At 69.1% G+C, this 16,722-nt stretch carries 18 protein-coding genes; 10 read left to right on the forward strand and 8 right to left on the reverse strand.

All coding sequences use genetic code 11. The annotated features are described in order from the left end of the window. The 5 genes from G6O69_RS42245 to G6O69_RS19015 all read right to left on the reverse strand — a co-directional run bounded on the left by G6O69_RS42245 (position 1) and on the right by G6O69_RS19015 (position 4,850). Positions 1-390, reverse strand: a complete 390-nt coding sequence (locus G6O69_RS42245) for a TraR/DksA family transcriptional regulator (RefSeq protein WP_172304927.1) — start codon at positions 388-390, stop codon at positions 1-3. Positions 391-499: 109 nt separating this feature from the next. After that, entirely contained in the window at positions 500-1,516 is a 1,017-nt protein-coding gene (locus G6O69_RS19000; RefSeq protein ID WP_176396953.1) for a cysteine synthase family protein, read from the reverse strand. Next, complete coding sequence (locus G6O69_RS19005; RefSeq protein ID WP_172304929.1) at positions 1,513-1,977, reverse strand: DoxX family membrane protein; 465 nt, start codon at positions 1,975-1,977, stop codon at positions 1,513-1,515. The genes G6O69_RS19000 and G6O69_RS19005 overlap by 4 nt, the downstream gene beginning before the upstream one ends. Positions 1,978-2,055: 78 nt before the next feature. Next, positions 2,056-2,433, reverse strand: coding sequence for a MarR family transcriptional regulator (locus G6O69_RS19010; protein ID WP_172308267.1), 378 nt, complete (start codon positions 2,431-2,433; stop codon positions 2,056-2,058). 224 nt (positions 2,434-2,657) lie between these two features. Then, positions 2,658-4,850 (reverse strand): UvrD-helicase domain-containing protein, encoded by a 2,193-nt coding sequence (locus tag G6O69_RS19015; RefSeq protein ID WP_176396954.1) that lies wholly within the window; start codon positions 4,848-4,850, stop codon positions 2,658-2,660. Between G6O69_RS19015 and G6O69_RS19020 the strand changes: the two genes are divergently transcribed. Both G6O69_RS19020 and pip read left to right on the forward strand, forming a co-directional pair. Beyond that, the gene (locus G6O69_RS19020) at positions 4,849-5,505 is read left to right on the forward strand and encodes an MBL fold metallo-hydrolase (RefSeq protein ID WP_172304931.1); all 657 of its coding nucleotides are present in this window, start codon (positions 4,849-4,851) and stop codon (positions 5,503-5,505) included. The two genes, G6O69_RS19015 and G6O69_RS19020, sit on opposite strands and share 2 nt — an antisense overlap. Positions 5,506-5,527: 22 nt before the next feature. Further along, positions 5,528-6,505: a prolyl aminopeptidase gene (pip, locus tag G6O69_RS19025; protein ID WP_346017063.1), complete on the forward strand. Its 978-nt coding sequence runs from the start codon at positions 5,528-5,530 to the stop codon at positions 6,503-6,505. A 180-nt stretch (positions 6,506-6,685) separates the two neighbouring features. On the opposite strand, the gene G6O69_RS19030 is transcribed toward pip, so the two are convergent. Further along, positions 6,686-7,942 carry an RNA polymerase sigma factor RpoD/SigA gene (locus tag G6O69_RS19030; protein ID WP_172304932.1) on the reverse strand — a complete coding sequence of 419 codons (1,257 nt, stop codon included), beginning with the start codon at positions 7,940-7,942 and terminating at the stop codon, positions 6,686-6,688. Positions 7,943-8,165: 223 nt separating this feature from the next. After that, on the reverse strand, positions 8,166-8,420 hold the full coding sequence (locus G6O69_RS19035) for a hypothetical protein (protein ID WP_172304934.1): 255 nt from the start codon (positions 8,418-8,420) through the stop codon (positions 8,166-8,168). 194 nt (positions 8,421-8,614) lie between these two features. Between G6O69_RS19035 and G6O69_RS19040 the strand changes: the two genes are divergently transcribed. The 7 genes from G6O69_RS19040 to G6O69_RS19070 all read left to right on the forward strand — a co-directional run bounded on the left by G6O69_RS19040 (position 8,615) and on the right by G6O69_RS19070 (position 15,463). Beyond that, a complete protein-coding gene (locus G6O69_RS19040; protein ID WP_172304936.1) occupies positions 8,615-10,162 on the forward strand; it encodes a sigma-54 dependent transcriptional regulator in 1,548 nt (515 codons plus the stop codon). Between the two features lie 18 nt (positions 10,163-10,180). Then, positions 10,181-10,984, forward strand: coding sequence for a serine/threonine-protein kinase (locus tag G6O69_RS19045; RefSeq protein ID WP_172304937.1), 804 nt, complete (start codon positions 10,181-10,183; stop codon positions 10,982-10,984). A gap of 3 nt (positions 10,985-10,987) precedes the next feature. Beyond that, a complete protein-coding gene (locus G6O69_RS19050) occupies positions 10,988-11,953 on the forward strand; it encodes a protein phosphatase 2C domain-containing protein (RefSeq protein WP_172304938.1) in 966 nt (321 codons plus the stop codon). 170 nt (positions 11,954-12,123) lie between these two features. Further along, positions 12,124-12,753: an RNA polymerase sigma factor gene (locus tag G6O69_RS19055; RefSeq protein ID WP_172304939.1), complete on the forward strand. Its 630-nt coding sequence runs from the start codon at positions 12,124-12,126 to the stop codon at positions 12,751-12,753. Between the two features lie 21 nt (positions 12,754-12,774). After that, positions 12,775-13,602: a hypothetical protein gene (locus G6O69_RS19060; protein ID WP_176396955.1), complete on the forward strand. Its 828-nt coding sequence runs from the start codon at positions 12,775-12,777 to the stop codon at positions 13,600-13,602. Continuing rightward, positions 13,599-14,486 carry a mechanosensitive ion channel family protein gene (locus tag G6O69_RS19065; RefSeq protein ID WP_172304941.1) on the forward strand — a complete coding sequence of 296 codons (888 nt, stop codon included), beginning with the start codon at positions 13,599-13,601 and terminating at the stop codon, positions 14,484-14,486. Before G6O69_RS19060 ends, G6O69_RS19065 begins: the two co-directional genes overlap by 4 nt. Positions 14,487-15,196: 710 nt before the next feature. Then, complete coding sequence (locus G6O69_RS19070) at positions 15,197-15,463, forward strand: hypothetical protein (protein ID WP_172304942.1); 267 nt, start codon at positions 15,197-15,199, stop codon at positions 15,461-15,463. Here G6O69_RS19070 and G6O69_RS40330 read toward each other — a convergent pair. Then, a complete protein-coding gene (locus tag G6O69_RS40330; protein ID WP_255215817.1) occupies positions 15,394-15,777 on the reverse strand; it encodes a hypothetical protein in 384 nt (127 codons plus the stop codon). The genes G6O69_RS19070 and G6O69_RS40330 overlap by 70 nt on opposite strands. A 176-nt stretch (positions 15,778-15,953) precedes the next feature. Here G6O69_RS40330 and G6O69_RS19080 point away from each other — a divergent pair, with 176 nt between their 5' ends. Further along, positions 15,954-16,583 carry a hypothetical protein gene (locus tag G6O69_RS19080; protein ID WP_172304943.1) on the forward strand — a complete coding sequence of 210 codons (630 nt, stop codon included), beginning with the start codon at positions 15,954-15,956 and terminating at the stop codon, positions 16,581-16,583. Positions 16,584-16,722 lie beyond the last annotated feature (139 nt).

Consider the following 16,722-nt stretch of genomic DNA (forward strand, 5'->3'; position numbering starts at 1 on the left):
TCAGTCGACGTGCATCGAGCGCTCGAGCTCGAGCTGCTCTTTGTAGGCCAGGCTGTAGCGCGCCCACGGGCGGGCTTCGAGCCGTCGAAGCTCGATCGGCTCGTCGGTCCCCTCGCACAGCCCGTACTCGCCGCGTCGAATTTTACCGAGCGCGTGGTCGATGAGGACGAGCAGCTTGCGGTCCTTGCCAGCGAGCTTGAGCTCGAGGGTCTGGGAGGAGTGGACGCTGGCCTGGTCGAACTCGTCGGGCAGCTTGAGCTGCTCTGCGAGCGCCTCGGAGGATCGCGCCTGGGAGCGCGCGAGGATCGTGGCCCGCTCCGCCTGGAGCTTGGCCTCCAGTCGGCTGGTGTCCTCGGGTGTCAGATCGGGGTGCGCTTGAGACGTGATCACGGCGGAGTAATATGCAACCTATTTGCAAAATGGCAAAATTTGCCTGCTTCGAGCCTTCAGAACGCCGATTTTCGCTGCACGCGGGGGTCTCGGGCCGTCGCGGGCTACTCTACTCGGCGCTGGACCCGGCGCGGGTCGCTTCTGCGCTCATGTCCCGCAGCCACGCCGTGCTGAAGTAGCGATCCCAGCTGTCGGGGAGCACCGTGACCACGGGTCCGGCGAGCTCGCCCCGGGCCGCCACGCGCAGCGCCGCCGCGACGTTGGTCCCCGCCGAGCCGCCGACGAGCAGGCCCTCCTCGCGGATCAGCCGCTGGGTGGTTGCGACGCTCAGCGCGTCCGAGACCGACTCGGCGGCGTGGATCAGCTCGCGGTGGAGGTTGGCCGGCGCCGCGCTCGAGCCGATGCCCTCGACGGCGTAGCTTCCGTCGGGCCCGAGCTCGCCGGTCTCGATCCAGTGGGCGAGGGAGGAGCCGATGGGGTCGGCGAGGATGATCTTCACCTCCGGGCAGGCCTGGCGCAGCGCCCGAGCCACGCCGCTGATCGTCCCCCCGGTCCCGGCTCCGGCCACGAAGGCGCCCACGCGGCCGCCGGTCTGGCGGAGGATCTCCGCGCCGGTGGTCTTGGCGTGGACCTCGACGTTGACGGGGTTTTGGAATTGATCGGTCAGGAAGTAGCCGTGGGCCTCGGCGAGGGCGCGGGCGACGTTTTGAAAATTGTCGGGGCTGCTCGGTGGGGCGTTTTGCGTGATCACGAGCTTCGCGCCCATGGCCGCGAGGGTCCGCCGCTTGTCCACGGACATCTTCTCGGGCATCACGCAGACTAGGCCGTAGCCGCGGGCAGCCGCGACCATGGCCAGGCCGACCCCGGTGTTGCCGGCCGTGGCCTCGATCACCGTCATGCCGGGGCGGAGCAGGCCGCGGGCCTCGGCGTCGTCGATGATCGCCTTGGCGATGCGATCCTTGACGCTCCCGCCGGGGTTGAGGTGCTCGCACTTGGCGAGCACCGGCGTCGGCAGGCCGCGGGCGAGGGCTCGCAGCGGGACGAGCGGGGTCTCGCCGATGGCGTCGAGGATCGTCACCGCTGCACTCTCGAAGGCGCGCGCGGGGCTGTCAATCTCGGGCTTCACTCGGCCGCGGGCTGCGGCACCTCGCCTCGTCCCCGCAGCGCACGCAGGGCGCCCGTGGACCACAGCGCCCAGGCGATCAGCAGCGGCTGAAAGAGCAGCCGGATCAAGCGCGCGCGGTCCGAGTCGAGGCCAAAGGCGTCGATGTGGTGGGTGTATTGGTGGATGTTGCCGGGGAAGATCAGCACGTAGAAGGTCGCCAGGGTCAGACCCACCCAGACCTTCCACTTGCCCGCGAAGAGCATCGCCGCGCCCAGGCCGACCTCCACGACCCCGGAGAGGATCACGACGAGATCGGGATCGAGGGGGATCCAGCCGGGGACCTGGGCCTGGAATTCGAGGCGTTGGAAGGTCATGTGGCCGATGCCGGGGAGCACCATCATCAGCCCGAGGAGGATGCGAAAGACGTCTTGGATCTTGGTGGTCTTGATGGTCGAGGGGATCACGGTGCGTACTCCAGCCATGGCAAGCTCGCCGAGCTGGCCAGTCGTGAGGTGGACGAGGTGGATGATTGGATGAGCTTGGGCGCTGGCGCGGGCGGATCACCGACCCTCGGCCGCGCGAATCTTCTGGGTGAGCGCGACCAGGGCCTCGCGCAGGGCAGCGATGTCCGCTGGCTCGCCGCCGTAGCGGCACATCAGCGAGCCAGGGATGGACTTCGCGCGCCGTCGCAGGCGCTTGCCCTCGGTGGTCAAGAAGACCTCGACCACGCGCTCGTCGGCGCTGCTGCGCTGGCGCCTGACCAGGCCGTTGGACTCGAGGCGCTTGAGCAGGGGGGTGAGCGTGCCGGAGTCGAGGCTCAGGCGCGCACCGATGCTGCGCACCGAGCAACCGTCTCGCTCCCAGAGCACGAGCATCACCACGTACTGCGGATAGGTCAGCCCGAGGGGCTCGAGGAGCGGGCGATAGGCCGCCGTCATGGCGCGGGAGGCCGCGTAGAGGGCGAAGCACAGCTGGTCGTCGAGGGCGAGGCTCGGCTCGAGAGGGCGGCTCACGAGCTTTTAAATGGCCTGCAAAAATATTGTACGCAACTTAATTGTTTGGCATCGAGTGTGGCGCGCAGGCGCAGCCCGACACGCGGAAGCCCGACACGCGGAAGGCGACCGGGGGCGACCGGGGGCGACCGGGGGCGACCTGGCGCGCGTCAGCTCGAGCGCGCGGGCCCGTCGGCGGGGGCGAAGGCCTGCAGCTGGTTCATGAACGCGCTGGCCATCTCCTCCATGCTCTCTTGCGAGAGCTTCTCCTGCTCGCGGACGTCGTAGTGGGCGATCACGCCGCTGTCGTCCCCGGGCAGCTCCTCGAGGAAGCGGCTCGGGCGGATCTCGAGCTCGCGGCCACGGTCGACGCGGGTCGCGGCGCGGGTCAGCCACAGGCGGTCGCGGGCCCGGGTGATGCCCACGTAGAACAGCCGCCGCTCCTCCTCGATGTCGCCGGAGATCGCGTCGGACAGGCGCGGCGCGTCGGTGCGCTTGTGCGGCATGGTGCCCTCCTCGACGCCGAGGATGAACACGCAGCCCCACTCGAGGCCCTTGGCCGAGTGGAAGGTGGAGAGGGTGATCTGGCCCTGGCCGGCGTCCTCGCCCTCGCCCTCGTCCTTCTTCTTGAGGTCGAGGTTGCCGAGGTAGTCGCGCCACTTGGGCTTGCCCTCGGGGTTTTGCTTGCTGCCGCGCTGCTCCCAGGCGCGCTGCTCGTAGCGAGACACGCTCTCGAGCAGGAATTCGACGCCGCTCCAGCGGTTCTTGGCGGCCTCGCCGGAGCCGACCTCCTTGACCATGTTGTCGCGCAGGCGGACCTCTCGCAGGAGCGCGCGCAGGGCATCGGCCACGGAGCCGTGGTGGGCCTCGCCCTGGGCGTGGCGGATCTGCTGGGCGAACTGCTGGAGCGCGTGGAGGGGGCGCCCGCTCAGCCCTTCGATCTCGTCGGCGTGGTAGACGGCGTCGATCAGCCGGCGGCCGTTGAGCTCGGCCCAGCGATCGAGGCGCTCCACGGTCTTGCGCCCGATCCCGCGGTTGGGCGTGTCGAGGGCCCGGCGCACCGCGATCTCGTCGCTGGGCATGACCAGCAGCTTGAGGTAGGCGGTGGCGTCCTTGACCTCTTTTTTGTCGTAGAAGGGCTGGCCACCGAGCACGCGGTAGGGGAGCCCGTGCTCTTGCAGGTTCTGCTCGACGATCCGCGCCTGTCGGCTCGAGCGATAGAGCACCGCGATCTCCCTGGGCGGGGCCTGGCGCTCCTTGACCAGGGTGAGGATCTTGTCGGCCACCCACTTGGCCTCCATCGGCCCGTCGGGGGTGACGACGATCTGCACCGGCTCGTCGCCGCGGCGCTGGGGGATCAGCTGCTTGTCGTGGCGGGCGGTGTTGTGGGCGATCAGCGTGTTGGCGCAGGTCGTGATCGGCGGCTTGGATCGGTAGTTGGCCTCGAGCTTCACGACCTTCGCGTTGCGAAAGTACATGTCGAAGCCGAGGATGTTGGCGACCTTGGCCCCGCGCCAGCCGTAGATCGCCTGGTCGTCGTCACCGACCACGCACAGGTTCTGCTCCTCGCCGAGGAGCTCGAGCAGCATCTGGAACTGGGCGGTGTTCGTGTCCTGGTACTCGTCGACGAGCAGGTAGCGGAAGCGTCGCTGCCAGCGCCGCTTGGTCGCCGGGTCCTCCTGCAGGCGCGAGGCGATGCGGCACACGAGGTCGTCGAAGTCCACGGCCGCGAGGCTGCGCAGGCGATCTTCGTAGGGCTCGAACAGCTCGGCGGCGATCTCGTCGTAGTCGTTTGACGAGATGATCTTGCGGACCGCCTGCGTGTCGAGGAAGTCGTTCTTCCACAGGCTGATGCGCTGGACGATCGCGTTGATGTCGAAGCGCTTCTTGTTGGCCGGGCCGTGGTAGCCGTGATCGCGCAGGAGCGCGCGGATGATCCCGAACACGTCGCCCTGGTCGAGGATCTGGAAGCGCTTGGGCACGTCGAAGCCCTTGGGATCCTCGCGCATCATCCACGAGCCGAGGCTGTGGAAGGTGCCCAGCTGGAGGGCCTTGGCCCGCTTTTGGCCGACCATCTTGGCGATGCGCTCGCGCATCTCCTCGGCGGCCTTGTTGGTGAACGAGAGCGCGACGATCTGCTCGGGGCCGACACCCTGCTCGAGCAGGTGCGCGATGCGGTGGGTGATGACGCGGGTCTTGCCCGAGCCGGCGCCGGCGAGGACGAGCAGGGGGCCCTCGGTGTGAAGCACGGCTTCGCGCTGGGCAGGGTTTAGAGAGGAGAGATCCATCGGCGCGAGCCCGGACTTGTACGGGTTTGCGATCGACGCCGCAAGCGCGCACGGCCGGTGATAGGCTGCGGCCATGGGCCGGCTCGAGATCCATCAGCTCGAGGTCGGGCTGCTTCAAAATTTTTGTGAGGTGATCGCCTGTCCCGAGACCGGACGGGCGGCGCTGGTCGATCCCGCATTCGAAGTGGATCGCCTGCTCGCCGTGGCCGCGCGCGAGGGCTGGACCGTGGACACGATCCTGCTGACCCACACCCACGACGATCACGTCGCCGGCCTCGACGAGGCCTACGCCGCGACCGGTGCCGTGGTCCGCTGCCACCCGCTCGAGGTCGAGATCGCGCGACGCTTCGCGGATCGTGTCGAGGCCGTGAGCGACGGCGAAGATGTCAGCGTTGGCGCCGGGCGCATGCGGGCGATCTGGGCGCCGGGGCACACGCCGGGCTGCGTGTGTTGGTACGGCCCGGAGAGCGAGGCGCTGATCACCGGCGACGTGCTCTTCGTGGGCTCGTGCGGCGGCGTGGGCTACCCGGGCTCGGATCCCGCGGCGATGGTCGACACGCTCCAGCGCAAGCTCGGCTCGCTGCCCGAGCAGACCCGCGTCTACCCGGGGCACGACTACGGCAAGACGCCGACGAGCACCTTGATGTGGGAGTTCGCCACGAACCCGGCGCTGCGCGCCGACAGCGTGGCGGCTTTTTGCGCGCTCAAGGGCGTCCCCGTGCCTGGCTGAGCCCGCGCGCGCCTGGATCTCCGTGGCCTGCTCTGCCAAGCTCGCCCTCGTGCCTGGTCAGCGCTCCTTGTATCCCGCGATCTCCTCTCACGAGAGCGGCCACCTCCGCGTCTCGCCGATCCACGAGCTCTACTGGGAGCAGTCGGGCAACCCCGCGGGCAAGCCCGTGCTCTTCCTCCATGGCGGCCCCGGCGGCGGCACGGATCCCAAGCACCGCCGCTTCTTCGATCCTTCTCGCTATCGCATCGTGCTCTTCGATCAGCGCGGCTGCGGGCGCTCGCGCCCGCACGCGAGCCTCGAGGACAACACGACCTGGAGCCTGGTCGAGGACATCGAGCGCCTGCGTCAGCACCTCGGCATCGAGCGCTGGCAGGTCTTTGGCGGCTCGTGGGGCAGCACCTTGGCGCTGGCCTACGCCCAGACTCACCCGCAGCGCGTCACCGAGCTGGTCCTGCGCGGGATCTTCACCTTCACCCAGGCCGAGATGGACTGGTTTTACGGCGGAGGCACGGCGACGCTCTTCCCCGACGCCTGGGCCGACTTCGTGGCGCCGATCCCCGAGGCCGAGCGCGGGGATCTGATCCGCGCTTACCATCGCCGGCTGACCAGCGACGACCCCAAGCTGCGGGCGCGCTGCGCGACCTCGTGGAGCCTCTACGAGTGCCGCGTGGCCACCTTGATGCCGGACCCCGAGGTCGCGGCGCACTGCCAGGACCCGAGCTTCACGCTGCCCTTCGCGCGGATCGAGTGCCACTACTTCGTCAACGGCGGCTTCCTCGACCACGACCGCCAGCTGCTCGAAGACTGCGCCAAGATCCGGCACATCCCCACGAGCATCGTGCACGGGCGCTACGACGTGATCTGCCCGGTGCGCAACGCCTGGCAGCTCCACCAGCAGCTGCCGGAGGCCGAGCTCGAGATCGTGCCCGACGCGGGGCACTCGGCCTTCGAGCCGGGGATCATCTCGGCCCTGGTCGCGGCCACGGATCGCTACCGCTAGAGCGGCGACCGGTTTGAATTCGCACCGCCAGGCACATCTTGGCGGCCCCGTGGTCGTTGTCGCTCGGCGCTCGCAGTGGGTCCACCACAGCTTCGGCCTCGCTCCTCGCCACGGAGCCGCCCAGACGCACCTGACGGCGCGCCTTCAAACCGATCGCCGCTCTAGCGCTCGTGTGGAGCGTTAGCCGATGAAGTCGGAGAGCTGCGCGCGGATGCTGTTGCGGCGCAGCTTGTCCAGGGCGCGGGCCTCGATCTGACGCACGCGCTCGCGGGTCAGCGAGAAGGCCCGGCCGACGGCCTCGAGGGTCTGCTCTTCCTCTTGCTCGCCGAGGCCAAAGCGCAGCTCGAGGATCCGCGTCTCGCGTTCGGTCAGCCGGCCCATGGCGCTCTGGAGCGCGCGGGCGAGGTCGTCGCCGTCGATGCGCGCGAGGGGGTCGGGGCTGCGCTCGTCTTGGAGCAGGTCGCCGATCTCGGTGTCCTCGCCCACGGGGGTCTCGAGCGGGATCGGCTCGGGGCCGATCTCGAGCAGGAAGCGGACCCGCGGCACGGACAGGTTGAGGCGCTCGGCGAGCTCGGTGGCGTCGGGGTCGCGGCCGTTGACCGCGATGGCCTCGCTGCGCATGCGGGCGAGCTTGTGCAGGGTCTCGACCACGTGCACGGGCAGGCGGATGGTGCGGCCCTGGTCGGCGATGCTCCGGGTGATCGACTGGCGGATCCACCAGATCGCGTAGGTCGAGAAGCGCAGCCCACGTTGGGGGTCGAACTTCTCGGCCGCGCGCATCAGCCCCAAGTTGCCCTCCTGGATCAGGTCGAGCATGGGCAAGCTGGCCCGCGAGTACTTGCGGGCCACGGCGACGACGAGGCGCAAGTTGGCGACCACCAGGTCCCCGCAGGCGCGCCGGGCCTGGCGGAGGCTGCGGTCGAGGCTGGCCTCGAGCACGGTCCAGGTCGAGGGGGGCAGGCCCAGGCGCGCGGCGAATTGCCGGCCCTCGGCCTCGCTCGTCGACGGCTCGAGGGCGGCCCTCAAGGTCGCGGCGAACTCCCCGACGATGTCGTCCCAGCGCTGAATCTTGGCCGGCAGGTGGGGGATGTAGGGGCGCAGCCGAGCGAGCGCCGTGGCGGCGTCGATGCGCCCACAGGCGAGCGCCTCGCGGCAGGCCTCGCGCTGCGCGAGGGCGACCCTGGCCTGGCGTTGACGATGTTCGGTCTCGCTGGCGGGCAGCTCCTCGAGCGCCTTGTCGAGGGCGGCGCTGCTCGAGGCACTCAGCGCGGCGGCAGCCCGGGCGTCGACCAGCGCGAGCTCGCGCCGGCGGGCAAACTCGAGCTCGCCTTCGCGGGTGAGCAGCGCGACCTGGCCGATCTGCGCGAGGTAGTTACGGACGAGGTCGTCGGCGCGCGCGCCGGCAGTCTCATTGGAGGTGTTGGCGGTGGCGACCATGGCATTCGGGATCGAAGGGGGGTCCAACTCGCGGGGCTCCAAGGCCACGCGCTAACTCGAACACATCTGGAGACAGTCTGGCGCGAGCGTGGACCCGCCGCCACCGATCCGGTCGCGGCGGGCGAGTCGAGCGCCCGCTGGAGTGAGCCCAACGGGCGCTTTTCTTCGATGAGAGCCTGATGTGGAGATCAGGCCACCGCTATTTTTTGATCGACTGGAGCGACTACTCGACGGGCTCTTCGTCGTCGGCGGCGGGCTCGCCGTCGGCGGGCTCTTCTTCGTCGGCGGCGGGCTCTTCGACAGCGGGCTCGGGCTCGGGCTCGGGCTCGGCAGCGGGCTCGGCCTTCTTGTCTTCGACCTTCTTGTCTTCGGCCTTCTTGTCTTCGGCTTTTTTGTCTTCGCTCTTCTTGTCGCAGCCGCTCAGCGCGACGAGGGAGAAGAGCAGGGGGGCACAGACGAGTACGCGGAGGAGTTTCATGGTCGGGGGCTTGGAGCCGTGCGCTGGAAAAAGGGTTCAGCTCGGCCCCGGGGCACCTCCTGGAACACCAGTTTTGGGGCTAAGTTACTGAAATTACATGACTAAAATTTTTTGTCCGAGAGACCGTCTGCGACCGGCGGAGCGCGCAGCCTCGCCCGCGATACCATCGAGGCGCCCGTTCCTCCGGGGTCTCCATGCTCGTCCGCGCCGGGATCCACATCCGTGATCGAGCGCTGCGCGAGCGCGCTCGGGAGCTCATGTCGACGCGGTCGCGCGTGCGTGATCGCGTCGACCGTCGGCGCTTCGCGGCGGTGATCGTCAGCGAGCTCGACGCCGGCGCAGACCTCGTCGAGAGCCTGCGCAGCGAGCCACAGGATCTCGTGCTCACCGAGGTCTCCAGCGAAGACGAGGACGTGCTCACCGGAGCCCTCGCCGACGCGCTCGCCAGCCTGCCCGAGCGGACTGGGATGATCTTGCTGCACCCCGATGACGACCCGCGGGCCCACGCGGCCCTGCTGGCGGCGGGGGCCCTCGTGGTGCTGTGGATCGGCCTGTCCGACGCCGGCCTGTCCGAGGCCCTCGCCACCTTGATCGAGCGGCGCCGCGACGAGGTCATCGCGCAGCACCGGGCGACCCGGGTCGGGGCGAGCCAGCCCCCGCCGATGATCTCGGCGAGCGCGGCCATGCGCGAGCTGTTGGGCACGGCGCAGCGCGTGGCCAGGGCCGACTCGCCGGTGCTCCTCCTGGGGGAGACGGGCGTCGGCAAGGAGCGGGTCGCTCAGCTGCTCCACGAGTGGAGCCCCCGCAGCCGCGGCCCCTTCGTCGCCGTCAACTGCGCGGCGATCCCTGGCGAGCTGTTCGAGAGCGAGCTCTTTGGCCACGAGCGGGGCGCCTTCACCGGGGCCCAGCGGGTCCGCCGCGGCCACTTCGAACTCGCCCACGGCGGCACCCTCTTCCTCGACGAGATCGGCGACGTCCCCCTGCCGCTCCAGGCCAAGCTATTGCGCGCGCTACAAGACGGATCGATTCGCCCACTCGGGGCCGACCGTGAGCTGGTCATCGATGTCCGGGTGGTCGCCGCCACGAATCGTGATCTGCGCAGCGAGGTCGAGGCCGGGGCCTTCCGCCGAGATCTCTACTATCGCCTGAGCGTCGTGGAGCTCGAGATCCCGCCCCTCAGAGCGCGGCGCGAGGACATCGAGCCGCTCGTCCGCCGCTACGTGGTCCGCTTCGCCGAGCGTCTGGGTCGGCGAATGGGGGAGCCGCGGCCCGAGGCCATGGCGGCCCTGCAGGCCTACGCCTGGCCGGGAAACGTCCGTGAGCTGGTCAACGTGATCGAGCGCGCGGTCTTGCTATCCGTCCACGACAGGCTCACCCTGGGAGACCTGCCGGCGGCGATCGCCGGCACCGAGACCCCCGCCGCAGCGATGCTCGCTCCCTCCGCCTCGTTTTGCGCTCCAACCGGGCCAACACGGCCGCTTGGGCCAGCCGCACCGGTCGAGCCGACCGGCTCGGCCCTGGGCCTGGCTCTGCCCCCGGCCTGGCTCGAGCGCCCGTGGAAGGAGGTCCGCGAGCAGCTGCTGCGGGCCGGGGAGCGGGCCTACCTCGAGGGCTTGTTGCGGGCCAGCGGGGGCCGGATCGGTGCCAGCGCGCGCCGGGCCGGGATCGCCGAGCGCTCTCTCTTCGAGAAGATGAAGCGCCACGGCCTGCGTAAAGAAGACTTCCGCGACGGCGAGAGCTGAGAGACCCTGCGAGAGATCATGGTTCGTGTCGGACAACGCCTCGGCAAGTACAGGCTCAAGCGACGCGTGGCCCGTGGGGGCTTCGGCGACGTCTACGAAGCCTACGACACCATCGAGGGCATCTCGGTGGCGCTCAAGATCCCCCTCGGCGGATCGGTCAAACCCGAGCAGCTCGACGACTTCCGTCGCGAGGTGCGGATCACCGCCAAGCTCGAGCACCCAAACATCTTGCCGATCAAGAACGCCGACTTCCTCGGCGACGTGTTTGCGATCGTCCAGCCCCTCGGCGAGCAGAGCCTCGACGATCGCATGAGCAAGCGGATGACCCTCGAGCGCCGCCTCGACTACATCGACCAGATGCTCGCCGGCCTCGCCCACGCCCACGAGCGCGGGATCATCCACTGCGACATCAAGCCCGACAACATGATCCTCTTCCCCGAGGGGCGCCTGCGCCTGGCGGACTTCGGCATCGCCAAGTTCGCGCGCAAGACCATCAACGCCTCGGCGTCCGGCTCCGTGGGCTACATGGCGCCGGAGCAGGCCATGGGCAAGCCCTCGGCCCGCTCCGACGTGTTCTCGGCCGGGCTGGTGATCCACCAGCTGCTCACGGGCAAGCTCCCGCAGTGGCCGTTCGAGTGGCCAACCGAGGGCAAGGAGCGGCTCAAGGTGCTGCACCCCGACCTGCGCGAGTTCGTTCGTCGGGCCCTCGAGGTCGAGACCCGCAAGCGCTTTCGTGACGCGGTGGCGATGTACCGCGCCTTCAAGCCGGTCAAGCGCAAGGCGCTGCGCTACGCGACAGAGCGCCGGACCAAGAAGAGCTGAGCCGTGCGGGCGCATCTGTTCCTCCGCGATGATCTGCGGGTGCCGGTGCTCGTGCCCGTCGCGGGGGGCACGGCGATCGCGTACACGGCCCCCTCGCCGGTCCCCGCCGACCGCCTCAACGAGGACGGCGTGGCGATCTTCGACCTCGGCCCGGAGGCGGCGGTGCTCGCCGTCGCCGACGGGGTCGGGGGACACGGCCGCGGGGACGAGGCCGCGCGCACGGCCTTGCTGACGATCGCCTCGGCGCTCGAGGAGATCGGCGAGCTCGCGCCGGGCCCCGAGGGCGAGGCGCCACCAGCCGACCTGCGCGAGCCGGTCATGGCCGCCATCGAGCGCGCCAACTCCCGCCTCGTCGCCCGCGCCGGCTCCCTGGCCACGACCTTGGTGGTGGCCACGATCCACCGCGGCGAGCTGCGCTGCTACACCGTGGGCGACTCGGAGCTGCTGGTCGTGGGCCAGCGCGGCAAGCTCAAGCTGCGCACCATCCCGCACTCGCCGGTCGGCTACGCCCGCGAGTCGGGCCTGCTCGGCGAGGCCGAGGCCCTGCTCCACGACGAGCGCCACCTGCTGTCCAACGTCCTCGGCATGGAGGGCATGCACATGGCCGCCACCTCCGGCATCCAGCTGGCCGCCCGCGACACGGTGCTGCTCGGGAGCGACGGGGTGTTCGACAACCTCTATCACGACGAGATCATCGAGCTCGTCCGGGCGGGCGAGCCCTACGCCACCGCCGAGCAGCTGCTCGGTCGCCTGCGCGGGCGCATGGCCGGGCTCGACCCCGAGCCCGAGATCCCCTGCAAGCCCGACGACCTGTCCTTCGTGCTCTTTCGGCCCCAGGCGCCGCGACCCGAGACCCACGAGCGGGCCGAGCGGGCCGAGCGGGAGCGCATCGAGGCCGAGCAGGCCGAGGGGCAGGGGAGCGAGCAGCCCGCTGCGGCTGGGCAAGACGAGGGGCCGGCGGGGGGCTGAGAGTCTGAGCCCAGCCGGGCGGCGAGGGGACGAGGGCTCCGATCGGAGGTTGGAGATCCGATGGATCGGATGCCAGGCCTCTGCTTCTCCCCGGGCACCCAAAAAGTCCATGAAATTACACTGTTTTTTAGGCGTCGAGGGCGGGAGCGGAGCTTGCTACTGGCAGACACGTGGACCTCGCTCCCGTCTGTATCTCCGCCTCCGGCCCTCGCCACGCTCGGGTCTGCGTCGCTCGCTCGGCTCGCAACGAGGACGAGCTGCTCGCCGCCGCGCGCCTCGGAGATCGTCAGGCCCTCGACGAGCTCCTGCGTCAGCACCGGCCGCGCCTCCAGGCGATCTGTCGCCGGATGTGTCGCAACGAAGAAGAGGCGGCCGAGGTCCTGCAAGACACGCTCATGGGCATCGCCATCAACATCGAGCGCTTTCGTGGCGACTCGAGCCTGTTGACCTGGGCCTACACCATCGCCCGCACCTACTGCGGCCGTCGTCGTCGCGGCCGCTCCGTCGAAGCCAAGGCCGCGCACATGCGGGTCGACCTCGGCGAGCGCTTCGAAGGTCTGCCCGGTGAGAGCCTCGACCCCTACGAGCGCATCGTCGACGGCGAGCTGCGCGAGGCCCTGCTCGCCGCGATCGGGGCCCTGCCTGCGGTCGACCGCGAGGTGCTCTTGCGCCGCGACCTCGAGGGCTTCTCGGCCGCGGAGGTCGCGGGTCAGCTCGGGCTCTCCGTCCCCGCGGTCAAGACACGCCTGCACCGCGCGCGCGTGGCCACCCGCGAGCGCATGCGTCTGCACGCCGCCTGACCGCCACGCCGAGCGCTGGTCTTGCAAGGCGACCAATTCCGGTTCACGGTGGCGCCCGGCATGACCCAGTGGTGGGGAGATTTCGAATTCGAAGAGGGCTGTCGGCGCTGGCAGATAGGCCCCCTAGAGCTGTGGATCACGCGTCTGCGTGGGGAGTGGCAGGTCGTCAGTCGTTGGTCCGAGGACCCCCTCGAGCCCCAGGTGGTCGTCGCCGAGCCCTGCGCCGAGGGCCCTCCAGAAGACCTGGAGCGTCGGCGCTTCCTGGTCGCTGGCGAGAACAATCGCCTGCGCCTGACACCGCGGGTCGCAGATCGGGCCATGGTCACCCGCCCCGAGACCCCGGTGATCATCCCCGCCGGCCAGCGGACCACCGTCTACGTCGCCACGCCCGTGTGGGTCGAGCTCGCCGCGGGGGAGCCGCTGCTCACCTTCGCCGAGATCCCGACCTGGCGCCCGTCCAGCACCTGGCTGGGCGAGAACACCCTCGAGGGTCGGCTGTGCTACGCGACCCGCACCCTGGCTCGCCTCGCCCTCGAAGGCGTGGCCGTCCTCGGCCCGCGAGTGGCGACCTGCCTCGAGATCAACAACGCGCACCGAGAGCCGCTGCGGATCGAGCGGATCGCCCTGCCGCTCCCGCAGATGTCGATCTTCGTCGACGAGCAGGACGCGCTGTGGACCGAAGTTGCGACCGTCAACTACGACCCCTCCGGCAACGCGCCGGCCAAATTCGGCGTGGCCCCACCGGCCGGCGCCGGCTCGACCACGCGGGTCTCGGACCCCCGTGAAGACCGCTCCTCCAACGCCGTCGGCAGGGTCCTGGCCGCGGCCTTTCGCGGGTTGATGCCATGAAGGTCGGCGCCATCAAGATCAAGGGGAGCGCCGCCGAGTGGCTCGCGGAGCTGCTCGACGTCAAGGCCACGGACCTGCTGGCGATCGGCGTCCAGATCGCGCTGTTGATCGTCGCCGGCTTGCTGCTCGGGCGCCTGCTCTCGGGCACCGCCGCGCGCCTGGCCGCGCGCCGCGGCAGCGCCCAGGGCGTGATGATCACCCGGCGCTTCGTCTTCTACGCCATCTTGGTGCTCACGGTCCTGGCCGTCCTCGACACCCTCGGGGTCAGCCCCAGCGTGCTCCTGGGCGCCGCCGGCATCCTCTCCGTGGCCCTGGGCTTCGCCTCGCAGACCTCCGCCTCCAACGTGATCTCGGGCGTGTTCTTGCTCGGCGAGCGCCCCTTCTCCGTGGGCGACGCCATCGTCGTCGGCGAGACCACCGGCGAAGTGCTCTCCGTCGACCTGCTCTCCGTCAAGCTGCGCACCTTCGACAACCTCTACGTGCGCGTGCCCAACGAGACGCTGATCAAGTCGGAGATCGTCAACCTCAGCCGCAACCCGATCCGCCGCATCGACATCGACCTGCGCGTGGCCTACGACGAGGACCTCGACCGCGTGCGTGCCCTGCTGCGTCGCATCGCCCTCGAGGAGCCGGCCCTGCTCCAGGAGCCCGAGCCGATCATCTGGGTCGATCGCCTGGGCGACTCGGCGATCCACGTGCGCTTCTTGGTCTGGGCCTCGAACCGCGGCGGGTTCTTCGACACGCGCTCGCGGGTGATGGAGATGATCGCGCGGGCCTTTGCGAAGGAGGGGGTGGCCGTGGGTTACCAGAAGGTGCGCGTCGACGAGCCCGGCGGGACGGGGGCGGCCGTGGGCTCGCTTCAGGGGCCCGACGGGGGGCCCTGAGACCCCTCGAGTCCTCTGTAGCGCACACTCGCTGGAAGGGGGTGGCCGCGAGATTGATCAGGCTGCCTCCCGCAGAGAGACGGTGGGAGCCCGGTGCCGCAGCGCGACGTCGCGTATGACCGGCCAAGCATCGCTCTGGGCGAGCACGCGCAGGAGCAGCACATGTCGCCCCCTATCTTCTTTCCAGCGCGCCTCCGCTCGTTCATGCGGACCGAGACGACCGTCTTGCACGTCGCCTCGACGGTGCCGCTGCCGACTCTTGGCCTTGCGGACTGCTCGCGTCATCCAACTGCCGACCTCGCGCATGACCTCGCCGATCGCGTTGCACTCTTCTGGAACTTCGATGATGATCTGAGATCTACACCCGTCAGAGATCAGTCCCCGGATTGCGCGGCAGCATCGCCGCATCCACAGCGGTTTCGATTTCGTGCGTTACCCAGTCACGTTTGAGGTCCCACCCGAGACCGAACTCCGTTCGAACCCATGACTCGACCTCTGTCAGAAAATGGTTCCGCGCCTCTTCGGCCGTAATTGGGGCGGAGCCGATCCTGAGTAGGCTCCCCAGCGCGTTGCAGGAGGACGGCGACTCCCCGGTTGTGGTTTCCGAGGTTTGAGATCATGCTGGGCTGGAGGTCACCATAGCAAGCCGGAAAAAGCCCAAGAAGCAGCCCAAGAAGCCGAACAGTGAGCTGGTGCGGAAGCTCGCGGCGATGATCAAGCAGAAGGTCGACGAGCAGCTCGGGCCAGATGCGACCTTCGAGCAGCGGCGTGATCTGGAGGCGGAGCTGATGCGAGACGTGCTGTGGCAGCGTGAGGACGACGACTTGCGCGAGTCTGTCTCGGAGGCCGACGTGGTCGAGGTCGGAGGCCGACGCTACGCTCGCCTGTCGCGGCGGTCGTCGGCGACCTACTCGAAGGTGCGGGCCATCGAGGCGATGAACACGTCGCGCTGCTGGGTCAGCGTCGCCTTGGCGTAGGTGTAGTTGCTTGCGCCGAGTACGGCGACGAAGAGCTCGACCTCGATCACCTCGCCGGTCTCGCGGTCGGCGAGCATCGGCTTCATCCCGGAGTAGTCGACGAAGGTCTTTTCGCCCGCACGATGTTCCTGGCGCATCGACGCGTCGACCTGCTCGCGAAATTTTGCATGCCGCTCGCAGAACTGGCTGTACTGATAAGGGCGCAGCTGCTGGGGATCGCTCAGCGAGGCCTCGCGGTACTCGACCCACAGCAGCTGAAGGGGGACACCCTTCTTGCGCATCTCTCGGTGGACCCACGCGTGATCGATCGGCACGCGGTCGACCGGGAGGTTGCGACCTGGGGTCTTGAACAGACGCGCCTCGAGCTCGCTCTCGCTGAGCTCGCGGGCGCTCTCCCAGTCGAGGCCGGCCTCACGAGCTCGGCGCAGGTAGGTGCTGACCGAGCCTTTCGACAGGCCGGTGGCCGCGGAGATCTCTCGGTGACTGCGGGATGCACCAAGAAGGCGACTGGTGGCTTCGCAGCGGCCACCCCACCTACGCCCCAGACAAGTTCTTTCAGGTCACCGCCGTCGAAGATCCCTTTGAAAACGTCTACACCACCACCTACGACGCCCACGCCCTGCTGACCCTCAGCAGCACGGACCCGCTCGGCAACACCCTCACCGCCGCCCACGACTACCGCCTGCTCGCGCCCTGGCAGCTCACGGACCCCAACGGCAACCGCAGCCAGGTCGCCTTCGACATCCGCGGCTTCGTCATCGCCAGCGCCGTGATGGGCAAGGCAGGCGACAGCGACGGCGACACCCTCGAGGACCCCACCGCCACCTTCGAGTACGACCTCTTTTCCTGGGTCACCACAGGAAAACCCAACTGGGCAAAGTCGAGGGCCCGCGAGACCCACCAAGACCCGAGCACCCGCTGGCTCGAGCAGCGCACCTACTCTTCAGAAGACTGGATTCGCGTCCATCTTGATGGAGGGCGCTTTGTCGGCTTTGGAGGGCCAAAAACCTTCATGAACTCCTGGATGTTTTTCTTGCGTGGGCGTTGTCTCCGTCGACGGATTGATTCGGCACATGCCCCACGGGCCCAAGAGACAAGGGGGACCGTCCGGCTCTTGTAACCTGAGCACCGTCAAATCTGACGAGCGGCTCCAGATGCCTGCATGCGGACGATTGGGGCCGTTTCTCGTTTGATGTTCGACGACGACGCCTCCGGCCAGATTCCGAGCAAAGTAAGCAGGGGCTTCTGGAATTTGGGTT

This window comes from Pseudenhygromyxa sp. WMMC2535 (assembly GCF_011083025.2).

Excerpts from the sequence above, each read along its gene's own strand:
- G6O69_RS19005 (WP_172304929.1), bottom strand. The coding sequence starts at position 1,977 with ATGGCTGGAGTACGCACCGTGATCCCCTCGACCATCAAGACCACCAAG.
- G6O69_RS19010 (WP_172308267.1), bottom strand. The coding sequence starts at position 2,433 with ATGACGGCGGCCTATCGCCCGCTCCTCGAGCCCCTCGGGCTGACCTAT.
- G6O69_RS19020 (WP_172304931.1), top strand. The coding sequence starts at position 4,849 with ATGGGCCGGCTCGAGATCCATCAGCTCGAGGTCGGGCTGCTTCAAAAT.
- G6O69_RS19015 (WP_176396954.1), bottom strand. The coding sequence starts at position 4,850 with ATGGCCGCAGCCTATCACCGGCCGTGCGCGCTTGCGGCGTCGATCGCA.
- G6O69_RS19030 (WP_172304932.1), bottom strand. The coding sequence starts at position 7,942 with ATGGTCGCCACCGCCAACACCTCCAATGAGACTGCCGGCGCGCGCGCC.
- G6O69_RS19035 (WP_172304934.1), bottom strand. The coding sequence starts at position 8,420 with ATGAAACTCCTCCGCGTACTCGTCTGTGCCCCCCTGCTCTTCTCCCTC.
- G6O69_RS19040 (WP_172304936.1), top strand. The coding sequence starts at position 8,615 with ATGCTCGTCCGCGCCGGGATCCACATCCGTGATCGAGCGCTGCGCGAG.
- G6O69_RS19045 (WP_172304937.1), top strand. The coding sequence starts at position 10,181 with ATGGTTCGTGTCGGACAACGCCTCGGCAAGTACAGGCTCAAGCGACGC.
- G6O69_RS19065 (WP_172304941.1), top strand. The coding sequence starts at position 13,599 with ATGAAGGTCGGCGCCATCAAGATCAAGGGGAGCGCCGCCGAGTGGCTC.
- G6O69_RS19070 (WP_172304942.1), top strand. The coding sequence starts at position 15,197 with ATGATCAAGCAGAAGGTCGACGAGCAGCTCGGGCCAGATGCGACCTTC.
- G6O69_RS19080 (WP_172304943.1), top strand. The coding sequence starts at position 15,954 with ATGCACCAAGAAGGCGACTGGTGGCTTCGCAGCGGCCACCCCACCTAC.